Source organism: Halobacillus sp. H74, assembly GCF_052246715.1.
Classification (GTDB): domain Bacteria; phylum Bacillota; class Bacilli; order Bacillales; family Halobacillaceae; genus Halobacillus; species Halobacillus litoralis_A.
Genome location: NZ_JBQQCI010000003.1, coordinates 182,393 through 198,648, shown reverse-complemented (window position 1 = coordinate 198,648; position 16,256 = coordinate 182,393). Strand labels below are relative to the sequence as shown.

Here is a 16,256-nt window from a genome sequence, read left to right as displayed (position 1 = left end):
CATTCACCAATTTCTGTTCAGAATTTTTCCATCCATGGCCTTTTTCAAATCGTCAGTGGGAAACCTCACATGTCCGCTCTTCATCATGGTTCAGAACAATCTATTTATAACTTCCCTTCAATGTTCCACCGCTATTCTCTTCTAGTAAAGTATTTTATCATGATTTCCTCCTGGATGGAGATCTTCCATGACTGACTATAAAAAGAATAAGTCATTTTTCATTCCAATTATTAAGCGGGCACACAAGACAGTGGGTGAGTGATTCTTTCTTTTTTTCCAACTTATGAAAATAACAGCACGTACGCCGTGTTTTCTGCTCACTGAGACAACCAGGAGCAGTAAGGAATTTACTCATTGGATGCTCGGTATTGTTGAAATAGCGTCCATCTAATTGAAGTAATTCTTCAGCAAGGCGGTTGACTCTTAGTTCATACTCTGGAAATCGTTCCACTGCTTTTCTAAAGTATGAGTTGATCCTAACTGCTACATTTTCCCATAAAATGAAAAGAGGGAGGTTTGTTACTTTGTGAAATGCCCTCATTATTGGCACAATATGACGAGCAAAGAGTGCCTCCCAAGCTTCCAAGCGTGAATCAGTATATTCGATCTGTAAAGTGTCTACCTCAATATCCAATTCATTACTGATAGCGGAGGAGGAAAGAGGAATGATTTTGGCTTTCTCTTCCCATAGCATCGAGTCCAATACTTGAGCAGGAATAACTTGAGCATACTTCTTCATCATCATTGATGCAGTGATTTTCAAGTTAGGAGCAGATATCCGTTGTTGTTGATGGCTTAAAAATTCAATACATAGATGTTCTTCCTTTAATGCTTGGACAGGGATCATTCACTCATCGCCCTTCGGTTCCGGTATAGTAGATAAATGAAAAATGGTGCACCGATTCCAGCTGTAAATACGCCAGCAGGAATATCAGATGGCAAAAAGGCGGTACGAGCTATGATATCAGCGCCCATCACAATTAACGAGCCTATCAGAGCCGACCCGACTACTAAATTAGCAAACGAGTTATGCAGGATCAGCCGGGCGATATGGGGAGCGATCAATCCAACAAAAGCGATGCCGCCTGCAAAAGAAACAGCTGCGCCGGCTAATGCAACACTTAAAGCAAGTAGTAGAAAGCGGAAAAACTGTACCCTGACGCCCATACCTATTGCTACATCATCACCCAACTGCTTAACATCCACAATCCCCGTAAAGAAGATCGAAAGGAAGATCAAAATAAGGATGATAGGAAGAAGAATCGTCACTTCCTGCCAATTTGCCCCGTATAAGCTACCGGTTAACCATAGATATACTTTAGAAGCAATGGCAGATTCGCTCGATACCATGAACATTGTCACGATAGCATTGGTGAGTGCAGATATCCCAATTCCTATAAGAATCAATCTTATTGGTGTCACACCATTTTTCCAAGATAAAAGATAGATGATGAGTGTTGTAACTGCCGCACCAATGATAGACGCAAGAGGAAGCCAAGTGACACTCCATTCACCCAGGAAAAATACGATAAAAATAACCGCTCCTACGGAAGCCCCGCCTGTAACGCCTACAATGTCCGGAGAACCTAAAGGATTACGAATAATTCCTTGTAAGATCAATCCAGACACTCCAAGACCGCCCCCTACGAGAAAGCCCATGACTACTCGGGGCATCCGGAGTTCATTAAGAATGAAAGCGTGATCACTCACACCGAGGATTTCCTTGATTACCTCATCGACTGGAATATAACTGCTCCCAGACGAAAGGCTGATGATAAAAACAGCACAGGTCACAAGTATTAAGGAAATTAAAATAAACAACGATCGTTTATGGAATTGCATCGAAAATTTTTCATCTTTATTTCTTATCGTGTAGAACTCACCCATTTTTCTTCACCCCTTTTCTAGCGATATAAATGAAAAATGGAGTTCCGAAAAGTGCTGTCATTACCCCGATCGGCATTTCTTGAGGTGCAATGACAAGTCGTGCTGCTATATCAGCAAACAATAACAGGATAGCTCCGAATAACCCGCTTATCGGTAGAATCCATTGGTAATTCGGTCCAGTGATTCCTTTGACGATGTGAGGAACGACCAGACCGATGAAACCTACTGAACCTGCGACAGCCACGGATCCTCCTGCCAAAAACACTATAGTGATTCCGATTGCCAGTTTCACTATACCGGTGTTTTGCCCAAGATTCTTAGCAACATCATCACCGGACATAAGGATGTTCAAAGGCTTTCCAATCAATAACGAGAGGATAATTGCTCCTGAGATAAATGGAAGAACAGGTAAAAGGAGATCTAATTCTCGACCTGCTACAGATCCTGCCAGCCAAAATAACACGCTTTGCATACGTTGTTCATCCAAAACAAGCATTCCTTGAGTAAATGAAACGAAAAGTGCACTGATTGCAGCACCTGCCAGGACAATGCGTATAGGGGACAATCCATCCTCCCCCATTGAACCTAGCAGATATACGATTGTCCCTGCCACTCCCGCTCCAATGAAACCAATCCACATGTAACCGCTTAAAGATTCTACAGAAAAGAATGTCGCAGAAGCTACAATGAAGAAGAGGGCGCCTGCATTGACTCCGAATATGTCAGGTGCTGCTAATGGGTTTCGCGTCAATGCTTGCATTAGAGCCCCCGCAATAGACAAACTTGCACCAATGGTAATAGCGATTACTGTTCGAGTTAAGCGCGAAGTACGAATAATGACCTGATTCGTACTGGAAGGATCATAATGAAAGAAGGCGTCCCAAACCTCAGAGAGAGAGATAGAGGTCTTCCCTACAGCTATGCTGAAAAAAGAAGCACATATAAATAGAAGCAAAAGAACCAGTAAGGTTGTCCATCTTATATGTCGATTGTTCATAAATTTGCTCATTATGTTTCTCCCCAAAGAAACAAAGATAGGAGGGCCCCTCCTATCTTTGTGATTTATTTCTCTAATTCAAACCGGTCATACAAGTCATCAAGCATTAAGTTAGCTGCTCGAATACCACCGGCCATGTTCCACGTAACTTCATCCACCGTGTGTACCTCATCATTTTTCACGGCGTCTAAGTTCTGCCATAGTGGATGATTCGTCCATTCCTCAAAATTATTTTTAATAGCAGGATCGTCACTCATGAAAATATAAAAGACATCAGCATTCATCTCAGTGATGCTTTCTTTATCCGTTAATTTCATACCCCACTCATCCGATTGTTGGTTTTCTGGTCTGGTGAACCCTGCCTCTCTAAGAATGGATCCAGCAAAACTATCAAAATAGATACGCGCATGGTCACTGCGGAAATTAAGTACGGAAACGTTAAGCGGCCACTCATCCCCTAGTTTCTCAGAAGCTTTTGTATTAAAGTCTTCGATACGCTTATCCCAATCGTTCAGGATTTCATCTGCTTTATCTTCTTTATTCAATGTTTCGCCCATTAAATTTACCGTTTCTTTAAATTCATAGACTTGATCAATAGCAACAGTAGGAGCTATTTTTTTTAGTTTCTCATAAATTTCTTCATGACGCAGTTTTGATGCAAAAATGACATCAGGTTCAAGCGCTGCAATTTCTTCCAGATTTGGTTGAGTTTCTTCCCCTACCAACGTAGTTCCTTCAAGGTCATCACGAAGGTACTTATAAATTGGCTTCTCTACCCATGATTCAACGATTCCTACAGGGTCCACATCAAATGCAGTCGCTGTATCCGTTGCTCCTTGATAAAGAGTCACCACTTTTTCTGGAGTTCCCTCAATCGTTGTCGTTCCCATTGCATGTTCAATTTCTCTTGTATCCGACTCTTCACTGGAAGAATCATTTCCTCCCTCTGCCGAATCACTTTCTGAAGAAGCTCCTTCAGATCCGCAAGCTGAAAGAAGTGTTGCCATAAATAAAACAAATATTAGAAGTGCCCATTTTTTATGTAATCGGGTACTCAGCATATGTATCCCTCCTGTTTGATATTGAGAATCATTTTCATCTGTCACTATATTATTGCAAACGATTCTCAATGTCAATACTATACAAGGGACTTTTCTATCAATTCTCTAAGGGAAATTTCCCAATTTCAAAAGAGCTTCTCAACGGTTCAATGAGCAATTGAAAAGCTGATTGAAAATATAGTAACCTCTTATTTCGCTTGGTAAAGACTTTCTTTAGCATAAAAAAACAACTCCTTGTTGAAGTTGTTATACTTGATATCACCCAAAAACGCGATTATTGGAACTTATTTTCAAATCAAATATATCGTCATCCTACCCTTCAGAAAAAATTGTTTATTTTCTAAATCTTTGTTATATTTAAAAAGTCAAAACTGAATATGTTTTTGATTCAGGTGCAGGTAAGCATTCAGCTTATTTGCTTAAAAGGGAAATCGGTGATAATCCGATGCTGTCCCGCAACTGTATTTGGGAGCGAACTGGTATACCACTGTTCTAGTTAAAAACGAGAATGGGAAGGGACCAGGGAGTGATGATCATAAGCCAGGAGACCTGCCTGTCTCAGCGAACATCCATACCTACGAGGATAGGAGGTGTTAAGTGCGAGTTAGAGAGTATGGACAGGTGTGTAGATTAATGATTCCCTCCTCTCTCTGGATAGCTGCAATCTCAACTTAACAACTTCTCTGGAAGTTGTTTTTTTATTGTCTTGATTTTCATTTGACTAGAGGTGCTTTATTTGACGGATTCAACTGAGTTTACCGTAAATTTGTTCAAATCTTATATCATGAACCACCTGTTTTCTTCTGTCCCCTGCCCACTGGAAGCTATCTACAAAAAAATAAAAGAAGAAATCATCAAGCAAGAAGGTCGAATTCAGGAGCTTGAGAACCTTGAGGAAGCCTTCTTCATTGTCCATGAAGAAATCACCGGAAAACGACCGGTGCCTTCAAGAGCATGAACACTTTTTTGAAAGCGTTTACTAAAATACTAGGAGGATCTATATGCATGAGCAAACGACTTACAATCCCGGATTAAATGGTGTGATTGCAACAGAGACAAAGTTGTCTTATTTGGATGTTGATGCTGAAGAAATCATCCTTCGTGGATATGAACTGATTGAACTTACCAAAAGCAAGCATTATCTCGATTTAATCCAGCTCTTATTACGAGGTGAGCTTCCTGATGATGAAGAACGCTCCTCAATTGAAGAGGGTTTGAAAAAAGAATATGACCTCCCTGAGGATTTCTTTTCCCTTTTCAGTAAATTACCTAAAGAAACACATCCAATGGATGCCTTACGTACAGGAATATCAGCACTCGCAGGTTACGAGAAAAACTTAGATGAACGCCATGAAGTCGAGATAGACCAAACGTCACGAAGACTTCTAGCAAAAATCCCTAACATCGTTGCTAATAGCTACCACATTCTTCAAGAGGAAGCGGTTATAGAACCAAAACAGAAGCTGCCCTATAGTGCGAATTTCTTGTACATGATTACAGGTAATGAACCGACCCCTTCAGAAGCAGCCTGTTTTGATCAATCTTTGATGGTATATAGTGAACATGAAATGCCGAATTCAACCTTTGCGGCACGCGTAATAGCTTCGACAAATGCTGACATATACGGCGCACTGACCGGAGCAGTAGCTTCTTTGAAAGGAAACCTCCACGGGGGAGCAAATGAGGCGGTCATGCACATGCTGATAGAAGGTGAAACGATAGACGGGTTCCGGCGCCTCCTCTATGAAAAACTTAAAAACAAAGAAAAAATCATGGGCTTCGGACACAGGGTTTACATGAAGAAGATGGACCCCAGAGCCTCCTTGATGAAAGAGGCACTACGTGAACTGTCTAAAGATAGAAATCGAGAAGACCTTTTTGAAATGTGCGAAGCAGGAGAAGACCTGATGAAACAAGAAAAAGGTCTATATCCGAACTTGGATTATTATGCCGCACCAGTCTACTATTTGTTAGGTATCCCAATTGAATTGTACACACCTATTTTCTTTGCTGCACGAACACTGGGGTTGTGCTCACATGTGTCAGAGCAATATGCAAACAACAAACTGTTCAGACCAAGAGTTCTCTATACCGGCCCCCGCGGTCTGCACCCTTAGAAGTAAACTGCCGGGTTTGCCCCGGCTATCAATTAAGTAATCATTACATATTTAATAAAGGTGGAGATGGAGATGACAGAAGTGAAAATAAACGAGAGACAGAAGACCGATCATGTTTTAGATCAAATCGCAGAATATGCCGTTGATGGAAAAATCAGCAACCATGAAGCTTTAGAGACGGCACAATACGTATTGATGGATACGTTAGGCTGTGGTTTTTTAGCCCTTCGATATCCTGAGTGTACCAAGCATTTAGGGCCTATCATTCCTGGCACCATTGTTCCGAATGGTTCCCGAGTACCTGGTACGTCTTACGAATTGGACCCCATCCATGCGGCATTCAATATTGGATGTATGATTCGCTGGCTCGATTACAATGATACATGGCTGGCTGCAGAGTGGGGACATCCTTCTGACAACTTGGGAGGAATTTTAGCGATTTCCGATTACATCAGCCGAAAAAGGATAGCAGAAGGAAAACAACCGCTGAAAATGGATACAGTGCTCGAATACACCGTCAAAGCTCATGAAATTCAAGGAGTATTAGCCCTGGAAAACAGCCTGAATCGTGAGGGGCTCGACCATGTTCTATATGTGAAGGTCGCAACCACAGCAGTAGTGACCGCTATGTTAGGCGGCAATAAAGAAGATGTCATCAATGCTGTCTCCCAAGCCTGGATAGATAATTCGAGCCTTCGAACCTATCGTCATGCACCGAACACTGGCTCACGTAAATCGTGGGCTGCAGGTGATGCAACGAGCCGTGGCGTAAGGCTGGCTTTGATGACAATGAACGGAGAAATGGGATATAAGACAGCCTTATCTGCGTCTGGATGGGGATTTCAGGATGTTCTTTTCGATGGGAAAGAATTGAATTTGTCCCGTCCATTTGGGTCATACGTGATGGAAAACATTTTATTTAAAATATCTTTCCCTGCTGAATTTCATGCCCAAACAGCAGCAGAAGCGGCGATTGAACTTCATGACCAAGTAAAAGGAAGAATCCATGAGATCAAGAAGGTCACCATTACCACCCACGAATCAGCCATCCGAATTATCGATAAAAAAGGACCGCTTACCAACCAGGCAGATCGTGATCATTGTTTACAATACATCACAGCTATCGGTCTCCTGTATGGATCTTTGAATGCAGATCATTATGAAGATGAGGTAGCCCGCAATCCTGAAATCGACCGCTTACGAGAGGTAATGGAAACCATTGAGAATGAACAATACAGTAAAGATTACCTTAATTCAGATAAACGTTCTATTGCCAATGCTGTCCAGGTCTTCTTCAACGACGGCACCTGCACGGAGAAGATAGCAATCGAGTTTCCAATCGGCCACCGTCGTCGGCGTGATGAAGGACTGCCCCTTCTTTTGAATAAATTCCAAAATAATTTGAAGACACGCTTCCCCTTCCGTCAAGTAAACAAGATTCTTAACTTGTGCGAAGATTATGATGAACTGACAGACACCTCTGTCAATCAATTCATGGAAATGTTCAGGATTTAACTTAGCTATTTAAGGAGGGCCATCTATGTCATGGATTGTTGAACCTAAATCAACCCAATCAGAAAGAGCAGACGTTTTCAAAGACCTGATCCAACGCCCGGAAATATTGAAAATCCCGGGCGCTCACGATGGAATGTCAGCTAAAATTGCAAGAGACGTCGGATTTCAAGCCATTTATTTATCCGGAGCTGCCTACACGGCAAGTCGCGCTCTCCCCGATCTTGGGCTCATATACTCGAACGAAATAGCCGAAAAAGCACAAGAACTTATCCGTGCTTCAGACCTTCCTCTGCTCGTTGATATTGATACTGGCTATGGCGGAGTGGTGAACGTAGCACGGGCTGCAAGAGAAATGGTCGAAGCCGGTGTTGCCGCTGTGCAGATTGAGGATCAGCTATTGCCGAAAAAATGCGGACACTTGAACGGCAAGAAACTGATAGACCCAGAGGAAATGATGCAGAAAATACGTACAATAAAAGAAGTCGCCCCTACCCTCGTCATAGTTGCACGTACAGACGCAAAATCGGTTGAAGGGATGGAAAAAGCCCGCGAGCGCGCTAATCTGTATGTCGAAGCCGGCGCCGACGCCATTTTTCCAGAAGCATTAACAAGTGAGGAAGATTTTCGTCACGCCTCTGCCTTTATTAAAGCGCCTTTGCTCGCAAACATGACCGAGTTCGGAAAGACACCTTATTTCACGGGAGAAGAGTTCCGCTCATTCGGGATGGACATGGTGATTTACCCTGTCACCTCCCTTCGTGTAGCAGCCAAAGCTTATGAACGGGTTTTCACAGAAATATTTGAGAATGATACGCAAAAAGAAAGACTCGAAGAGATGCAATCGCGTGAAGAACTCTATGAAACCATCAAATATTATGATTATGAAGAGTTAGATGAAAAAGTAGCCAAAACTGTTCTTCCGGAGATCGGGAAAGAAAATGAGTGATTAAGGAAAGTATTCCACATTAGAATAATGTACTACAAAAAGAGAAGGGAGCCCCCCTTTCTCTTTTTTTAAATCCACTCATACGGAAATACTTACAATGAAAATCAGCACACGAAGCTTGCTAGGAAGGGCTTCGCTTTATTTCGGGAAGTCGCCGCTTTTGGATGACTCACCATGAATGAATGTCACCACCCTGATGTGCCTTGCTCCCAATTAACTTTTTTATGTTAGTCACACTATTCACTTACCATGAACATTACCCATACCCCTCATTTAATTTCCAATAATTAAGAAATGGAATGAAGTTGTCATGAATATGATTTAGAAATAATCTCACTTTATAAAATCAGGAGGTAAGCCATGAAAACGAATGGAGCTTATATTGAAGTGGAACCAGGGGTTGAATTATTTGTTCAAGATATCGGAACTGGAGATCCGATTGTATTGATCTCAGGTTTTACGTTTACGACAGAAGTTTTTTCCGAGCAAGTCCGCCATTTTTCAAAAACTCACCGTACGATTGTGATGGATCCCAGAAGCCATGGCCGATCTACCATAACGGTCCAAGGAAATGACTATGTCACACACGGGACGGATTTACAAAAGGTTCTGAAGGCATTAAAAATCAAAAATGCTACGCTTATCGGCTGGTCATTCGGATGCTTAACCGTATGGGATTACATTCGCCAATTTGGAACAGATGATATCAGGTCCCTTGTATTAATTGATATGCCTCCAAAATCTTTATCCCTTCAACAGGACCGGGATTGGGTAGAAGGACCACTTGATGACATGGCTGCAGCCTATACGAACTACCTTCGTCATCCACAGGGACAACGGGAATTCATTTCGGCTTATGCGACTGGAGTCATGGTCCAGCGTGAACTGAAAGAAGAGGAATTGGCATGGATTGTGGAGCAATCACTGAAAACACCGTACTATATTGCCGCCAACTTGTTTTCATCAGGGCTTTTCTCAGATTATCGTGAAGAGGCAGCAAAAGGCAGCGAATCCATACCGACTATGTTCATTGTTGCGGAACATTGGGCAGCAACAGCTGCCGCCTACCTAAGCAAGCTGACTCCAAACGCCACAGTGAAGACCCTGGGCGGCCACCTCATGTTTTGGGAGCATAGTGATAAGTTTAATGAGATCGTTGAGGGGTTTTTGCAAGGAAATAAGTGAAATCGCTTTTTCTTTATCCTTCATATGTCCGCCATAAATTCAAGCAACACACCAAAAGACTACCCTTTAAGGAAAGTGGTAGTCTTTTTCTACGGAAAGGTATTTTAGATTAGTCGGACGAGATTTTAATCAATTTGACTAAGATTGGCACCTGCATTTTATATCTTTGCCATTCGCTTTTCTTTCAGCTTTTTATTGTATTCATCCATCCGTTCATTATGGGAAGAGACCATAGCGCTTGCCGTTGCATCCGGATCAATGAACTGCTTAGCCTGGTTAACAGCATTCGCCGCATCTTGGAATGCACCTGCAATTAAATGAAGCTTTCCTTCATGATGGAGAATGTCCCCTGCTGCGTAAAGTCCAGGCACAGAAGAAGCACTTTGAACATTTCCCTTAATAAAGAAATCATCTATACGCTCTAAGTCTATGGGACTTTCATTCAATAAAGAAGCATCACGGTTAAACCCATGGCTGATAATCACTTCATCCACTTTCACCTGTTTGATTCCATCGCGGGGATGTTCAAGCACCACTTCCTCAATCATTTCTCCATTCTTGTCTGCTGTTAAAGATTGAATGGAAGACTGCTCATGAAGGTGAACACCCTGTTTGACCAACAGTTCAATACTCGCTTCATGGCCCTTCAATTCTTCCTTGCGATACACTAAGTCCACGCCCGCGGCAAGCGGGGCAAGCTCATTCGCCCAGTCCACCGCAGAATGGCTCCCCCCAGAAATTAAGACTCGCTTTCCAACGAACCGCTGAAAGGAGGGGACGGTGTAATGCAGGTTGCTGACTTCGAATTTCTCAGCACCTTGTATTTTAAGCCTAATCGGTTCAATGATTCCGCCTCCAACAGCAATGATGACCGCTTTTGACCAATGCTCTTGACCAGAATCCGTCCGCAGTCTGAACTCTCCGTCCACTTTTTCAATCGACGATACTTTCTCACCAAGAACAAGATCCGGTTCGAACGTCGTTCCTTGCTCGACCAGCTGATCTATTAACTGCTGACCAGGAAGCGGCGGCAAACCACCCACATCCCACACAATTTTTTCAGGATATACATGCACTTTTCCACCAAGAAAGGGATGACTCTCAATGATTTTTGTTTTCATTTTTCGTAACCCACTGTAAAAGGCTGAGAAAAGACCCGCTGGCCCTCCGCCTATAATTATCACGTCATGCATACTGTTCCCGCTCCCTTTTAAGTTGTTACTTTTAACATAATGATATTGATAATCATTTTCAAGTGAGGGGTTGGTAGAGTGTATTTTCATAAAAATTTTAAAAAGCTCCTTAGATACCTACACATTCATGAATTAATAAAATGGCACCGTAACTAATGACTGACTTGTTTAAGAGGGTAAAAGTATTTTGTGTAGATGAAAAAATAAGGAAGACCTTTTTCTTACAGATTTCATCTAGCAAATCATAAGAAAAAGGTCTTCACATATACCCCCATTTCACATAACTTACCTCAAAAAAACTTTTGCTTGTAATGGCTTAATGTTAGAAGCGGCCATATATAACGATAGCTGTGATAGTGAATATAAAATGCTCCTCCCATCCCCTGCCCTTTCGGATAGTCACTGGTCCAGTCACGGTTATTTCCTTTTTCGATTAGAAATTGGATTCCATTTTCGATTGCCGGAGTAGTTGTCGGTGAAGCTGCAATGAGAGCATCTACGGCCCAGGCGGTATGAGTCAGGGTACTAGCATTTAATGGCACATAGCTCTTCTCTGTATCACTTTTACAAGATTCTCCCCACCCGCCATCTTCGTTTTGAATTTCCTTAAGCCACTGGACAGCTTTGCGGACCATCGGTGTTTCACTATTAGCCCCGCATGCCATTAAACCTGTTACGGCAGCCCATGTTCCATAAATATAGCAGATCCCCCAGCGCCCATACCATGAGCCATTTTGTTTTTGATCCTTTCTCAGCCAGTCAACCCCTCTTTTTATCAGAGAATGACTTTGATTTAAGTTCGTAAAATTCCCCAGGAATTCAAGTGTCCTACCTGTTAAATCAGCAGTAGACGGGTCCAGCAGTAACAATTTCGCCCCTTGGACGGGGAGCAGGTTTAAGATTTTCTTATCAACATTTCTCTCAAAGGATGGCCAGCCGCCGTCGTTGTTCTGCATCGCTATTCCCCACTGGGTACCTCGCTCCCAGACTTGATGAAGATCCGGTTGCGAAGCGATATCCTTCCTAACTGCCCGTAAACTAGCCGTAGTGTCATCCACGTCAGGATGTATTGTATTCAGATTGGAAAATCCCCACCCTCCAGGCCTCGTGTAAGTGTTGTGGACGACCCAATCCCCATACTTATACTGCTGCCTGGAAAATAAATAACGATTTGCCTTTTGAATGACTTCAGCATTCTCGGTGATACCTGCTTCTTGAAGTGCATAACTGATCAGGGAAGTGTTCCATACGTCTGCGGTTGTGTACTGCATATGGATTTTGCCGTCTATGAAAGTTGCCATCGACTTCAAACCATTGACAGCATTTGTGATTCGCTTGTCTTTTTTAGAAATACCCAGTGATAAAAGGGCATAAATCATCAAGAAAGTAGCACTGAAATAATTAAGGAGGGTACCATCCGGTTCGACGCGCTTCAGCATATACTGTTTTGCTTGTTCTGCAGCAATTTCTTCGAGGTTGCTGAGTGTATGAAAACTGGATTGGAGAGAATTAGTTAACGAAGATAAATAATTTCGCCATTCGATTGTACGCATCTGTTCCCAATAGATATCATGATCAGAATACAAGTCACGTTGAGCATAAAGATGAGACAAGTCAGGTGTTCGGGAGGTCGTTAATCGGTATTTTTTATGAGCCAGCAGCATAATCGGTACAATGTTGGCTCTGCCAAACACCGAAATATCATAAATATTGAGTGGGGAATAACCCGGAAGTAAAATCGCTTCAAGTGGAATCGGAAATAAATTCGGCCAGGCTTCTTGTCCTGTTAATGCGAGCATGATCTTGGTAAACATCCCAGCCTTGTTCAACCCTCCTTGTTTAAGGATGAACTGTTTTGCCTGTACCATATGGGGGGCATCGCTGTGAACAAATCCCGAGTATAAGAGACCGTAGTAAGCTTCGATCGTAGCCGATAAATTCCCTTGATCTTCATCATAAAAAACTTTCCACGCCCCGTTTTTCTCCTGTTTGCTGATGATTCTTTCAACCAATGCCTGAACCAACTTCTCCTCATGAATCTCCAATGAACGTAATAAAATGATCATATAGGCATCGGTCGAAACCCCAGTTTCAAACGCATAATCCCAGGACCCGTCAGGAGATTGATCCTTTTTCAAAATATTTGTAAGGCGTTCCATTTCAGATGCCACAAATCGATTCATACTACCCACCCCTCCTGAAAAACATACTACCTATACTTATTCACAGGTGAAAACAGACATTCCCTGAGAGGAGTGATCACTTCTGCTGAAGGCTACAGAAACACTTCATACCTTGGAAAAATTAAAAAAACAGCTGCAAAAGAAATACAAAACAAAGGATATTCAAACTGCTGATCCACTACCTTCAAAGGACCAGCAGTTGATTGCTTCGATTCGTGATAAAACAGAGAAGCATAATATTAATAATGTGACCCGCACTAAGGCTTATTTAGACTTCTATTTACGGCATCCAGAAATCGAATGGGCATTTCTTGGACACATGGTATCGCGGAATGGCGGCTGGAATATGACTGATTTGAAAGGGGAATTTCTAGCAAAGCTATTAACTGAAAAAGAACAAATGCAGTTCTTTTCATTTTTAGAACGAGGAAACTGGCTGATTTTCCAGGATATTTACCCACAGTTTCTCCTCTATGAAGAGAGTTTGACAAGGCAGCAGCCACACTTCAGCCTGCTTCCGCATCTAAACGTATCAACATTCATGGAAGTGGCTTGGCCAGAGTTTTGGAAAAATGAAAACCGAACCACCTTAGCGCTTGCGATGATCATCAATGAACAGAGTTACTTGGAAAAACGGGTCATCCAGCACCCCGAGTACCAAAATACGGTCCTTAATACAATAATGTTTAAGTTACAGGACCTGCTGAACATGAGCCACATCATCTTCCCCTACCCCCAGAAACCTTATGCAATAAACTCACTGGTTGGGCGCACCTTGAACCAGTTCTCTTCCCTGCCAAGACGAATCGGATTGGGGAAGCAGCTATACGCTATACTATTTTCCGATTCAAATCGCCTGAAACGTATAATGAACTGGGCTGTGGCCACTCCTCATACAGGATCCCGTAAAGATTACTGGCCACACATATTTAATGACGTAAAAGAAACATTACCAGGACAATTGTATATCCCCCAAACAAAAAAATGCATGCTGCAAAAAGGCTCACAACACATTTACAGTCCGAGGCTTGAATATGCTTGGAAAAATAGTACCCAAGCGAAGGCAGAAGCGGGGGACTGGTTTACGAGTTGGTCCGCTATCGATTATTTAGAGCCGATTGCCGAAAACATTAATGGAGAGATTAAACATGACTATTGTGAAACCATCGAAAAACTCGAATGGACTGTCTTCACCAAAAAAGTCTTATTTCAACGCCAACAGTAAATCATCCTATTTGCCCTATCTCTTCACAATGGTGGCAGCTTCACTAATGACCACGTATATCGAATTATGGTTCACCGCACAGAATCACTATATCTTTCTGACCCGTCCCTTTCCTACTGTGTTTCCAATTGACATTCGTCTTACACTCATCGTAATCCCTTTATTCACTTTCATAGCTTTATGGATAATGAAAACGTTGGAGGGGATGAATCGATTCAGCTTCATACTTCTTACCAGTTTGCTGGCGATGCTGCTGGAGCCGGTTTCGGAGCAGGCTGGATGGGTCGCATTCAGCCCAGATTGGAAGCATCTCTATTCATTTTTTGGATATGCCGTCTTCCTTCTGCTTATCCGCCGAATTCACGTGATCGCCGACAGACAGTTCAAATACCGTTAACAATATCCATGGGCACGATTTGAGATTATTTATGCTCCCTGTGATACGATGTGTAAAGTCAACACATTGAAGCAAGATTGGAGCATCATTAATGAAACAAATAACCAAACGAGGGTATACCTTATTTATCAGTCTATATGTGATTATGCATTTCATCGGTGCTTTCGCAGGAGAGGGAGGGCTTTCAACGACCCTTTCCCTATTCGGTCTGGCATCCTTTGCCATCGGGTATTTCTTTTTATCTATGAAACAGGCATGGATCTCGCTTTTACTCTTTGTGATCGCCCTGATTGTTCACATTTCTGCAGGTACTTCTCTCATAGAAGCAAGCATATCGGGCTTCACAGTAATGAGTGGGCTGATCGCCCTCTTACTTATCGTACCTACAATCAGCTGGGTATTAGAAGAAAAGCCGTACATTGAATCCGTCATTAATTTCGCCCAAAACTTGCTTAACACAAGTCGCAAGTTTTATTTCGGAATGATGGTCATTACACAAATCATCTCCTACTTCCTGTTATTCGGTTCCATCCCTATGGTGTATGGGATGATTAACGATTTTTTAAACAAGCAAAAAGGTGAAGCATGGGAGAATTATAAAGGGACAGCTTTACTTCGTGCCTTCGCTTTAACAACAATGTGGGTAGTCAGCATACCGAGTTTTATTTTTGCCGTGCACGCGCTTGGTGCATCGTTAGGTTTATCCATTTTGCAAGGCTTTTTCATCTCTATCGCCGGTATCCTTCTGTCTGTTCTCTTCTCATATTTTCAAGAACGGCATTATGGAGTGGACCTTACCGCAGGCATCCACGAACAACTAGCTGAAATTACAGAGAAAAAACAGCAAGGGACGCATGGAAATCGAGATGCGCTCGAATTCGGATTTTTATTTATAACGTTATTCGGTTCCATTTTTATTCTCAATGCGATTTGGAGCGTGCAGCTATTGCTCATCATCCCCATCGTGATCGTAGCCTGGGTCATCCTTTACTTCATCATTCGGGGGAGAAGCAGTGCGATTGTAGAGAATGGGAAAACGTATGGTGCGAAAAGCATTCCAAACAAAGCCCAGCAATTCTCGATTCTATTAGCAGCTGGATTTTTAATCGACGCAGTTAATCAGTCGGGATATGGTGAATATATTATTGACGGACTTTTTTACATCACAGATGCCGTTCCATTCTTGAACTTCCTATGGGTTCTTCCTTTTGTCGTAATTATTCTGGGATTTATCGGACTTGGCCCATTGACGGTCATCGTGCTGGTGTCAGGTATTTTACAAGGGGTCGAATTGCCTTATCCACCTGAGATAGTTGTCCTTGGCATTACATCAGGGAGCGTAATTTCGATCATGCTGTCCCCGCTGATTTTGCCATCGATCATTCTAAGTTCTGTGAACCGGCTCAGCATCATCAAGAACGGTCTGCTATTTAACTATAAATACGCCATTGCCTTTTATCTCATGGTGCAGATTTACCTTCAACTGTTCATTGTGTTGTTCTTATAGAAGGTATCACTATCAAAAAAAGATGGCGAGCAGCTGTTCGCCA

14 protein-coding genes and 1 riboswitch are annotated in these 16,256 nt (G+C 42.4%); of the genes, 8 read left to right on the top strand and 6 right to left on the bottom strand.

Going from position 1 to position 16,256, the window contains the following annotated elements:
• Positions 1-211 precede the first annotated feature (211 nt).
• Genes ACTWPX_RS07420 through ACTWPX_RS07405 form a run of 4 tightly spaced genes read right to left on the bottom strand, consistent with a single transcriptional unit; the run spans position 212 to position 3,945 of the window.
• Positions 212-847 (bottom strand): hypothetical protein, encoded by a 636-nt coding sequence (locus tag ACTWPX_RS07420; protein ID WP_443119168.1) that lies wholly within the window; start codon positions 845-847, stop codon positions 212-214.
• Positions 844-1,887: a FecCD family ABC transporter permease gene (locus ACTWPX_RS07415; RefSeq protein ID WP_443119167.1), complete on the bottom strand. Its 1,044-nt coding sequence runs from the start codon at positions 1,885-1,887 to the stop codon at positions 844-846. Before ACTWPX_RS07415 ends, ACTWPX_RS07420 begins: the two co-directional genes overlap by 4 nt.
• On the bottom strand, positions 1,880-2,896 hold the full coding sequence (locus ACTWPX_RS07410; protein WP_443119166.1) for a FecCD family ABC transporter permease: 1,017 nt from the start codon (positions 2,894-2,896) through the stop codon (positions 1,880-1,882). The genes ACTWPX_RS07415 and ACTWPX_RS07410 overlap by 8 nt, the downstream gene beginning before the upstream one ends.
• A 53-nt stretch (positions 2,897-2,949) precedes the next feature.
• The gene (locus ACTWPX_RS07405) at positions 2,950-3,945 is read right to left on the bottom strand and encodes an ABC transporter substrate-binding protein (RefSeq protein ID WP_443119165.1); all 996 of its coding nucleotides are present in this window, start codon (positions 3,943-3,945) and stop codon (positions 2,950-2,952) included.
• Between the two features lie 373 nt (positions 3,946-4,318).
• Positions 4,319-4,516, top strand: a riboswitch (cobalamin riboswitch).
• Positions 4,517-4,681: 165 nt separating this feature from the next.
• Here ACTWPX_RS07405 and ACTWPX_RS07400 point away from each other — a divergent pair.
• From ACTWPX_RS07400 to ACTWPX_RS07380, 5 genes are all read left to right on the top strand, one after another.
• The gene (locus ACTWPX_RS07400; protein WP_443119164.1) at positions 4,682-4,903 is read left to right on the top strand and encodes a hypothetical protein; all 222 of its coding nucleotides are present in this window, start codon (positions 4,682-4,684) and stop codon (positions 4,901-4,903) included.
• 43 nt (positions 4,904-4,946) lie between these two features.
• Positions 4,947-6,062 carry a citrate synthase gene (mmgD, locus tag ACTWPX_RS07395; protein WP_443119163.1) on the top strand — a complete coding sequence of 372 codons (1,116 nt, stop codon included), beginning with the start codon at positions 4,947-4,949 and terminating at the stop codon, positions 6,060-6,062.
• Positions 6,063-6,134: 72 nt separating this feature from the next.
• A complete protein-coding gene (locus ACTWPX_RS07390; RefSeq protein ID WP_443119162.1) occupies positions 6,135-7,577 on the top strand; it encodes a bifunctional 2-methylcitrate dehydratase/aconitate hydratase in 1,443 nt (480 codons plus the stop codon).
• A 25-nt stretch (positions 7,578-7,602) separates the two neighbouring features.
• Positions 7,603-8,523 carry a methylisocitrate lyase gene (prpB, locus tag ACTWPX_RS07385; protein WP_443119161.1) on the top strand — a complete coding sequence of 307 codons (921 nt, stop codon included), beginning with the start codon at positions 7,603-7,605 and terminating at the stop codon, positions 8,521-8,523.
• 360 nt (positions 8,524-8,883) lie between these two features.
• Positions 8,884-9,708 carry an alpha/beta fold hydrolase gene (locus ACTWPX_RS07380; RefSeq protein WP_443119160.1) on the top strand — a complete coding sequence of 275 codons (825 nt, stop codon included), beginning with the start codon at positions 8,884-8,886 and terminating at the stop codon, positions 9,706-9,708.
• Positions 9,709-9,866: 158 nt separating this feature from the next.
• Here the strand turns inward: ACTWPX_RS07380 and ACTWPX_RS07375 are convergent, their stop codons facing one another.
• Both ACTWPX_RS07375 and shc read right to left on the bottom strand, forming a co-directional pair.
• Positions 9,867-10,901 (bottom strand): NAD(P)/FAD-dependent oxidoreductase, encoded by a 1,035-nt coding sequence (locus ACTWPX_RS07375; RefSeq protein ID WP_443119159.1) that lies wholly within the window; start codon positions 10,899-10,901, stop codon positions 9,867-9,869.
• 290 nt (positions 10,902-11,191) lie between these two features.
• The gene (gene shc / locus ACTWPX_RS07370; protein ID WP_443119158.1) at positions 11,192-13,084 is read right to left on the bottom strand and encodes a squalene--hopene cyclase; all 1,893 of its coding nucleotides are present in this window, start codon (positions 13,082-13,084) and stop codon (positions 11,192-11,194) included.
• A 112-nt stretch (positions 13,085-13,196) separates the two neighbouring features.
• On the opposite strand from shc, the gene ACTWPX_RS07365 reads away from it, so the two are divergent.
• The 3 genes from ACTWPX_RS07365 to ACTWPX_RS07355 all read left to right on the top strand — a co-directional run bounded on the left by ACTWPX_RS07365 (position 13,197) and on the right by ACTWPX_RS07355 (position 16,213).
• Positions 13,197-14,309 (top strand): DUF2515 family protein, encoded by a 1,113-nt coding sequence (locus tag ACTWPX_RS07365; RefSeq protein ID WP_443119157.1) that lies wholly within the window; start codon positions 13,197-13,199, stop codon positions 14,307-14,309.
• Entirely contained in the window at positions 14,233-14,706 is a 474-nt protein-coding gene (locus ACTWPX_RS07360; RefSeq protein WP_443119156.1) for a CBO0543 family protein, read from the top strand. Before ACTWPX_RS07365 ends, ACTWPX_RS07360 begins: the two co-directional genes overlap by 77 nt.
• 91 nt (positions 14,707-14,797) lie before the next feature.
• Positions 14,798-16,213 (top strand): hypothetical protein, encoded by a 1,416-nt coding sequence (locus ACTWPX_RS07355; protein WP_443119155.1) that lies wholly within the window; start codon positions 14,798-14,800, stop codon positions 16,211-16,213.
• Positions 16,214-16,256: the final 43 nt, after the last annotated feature.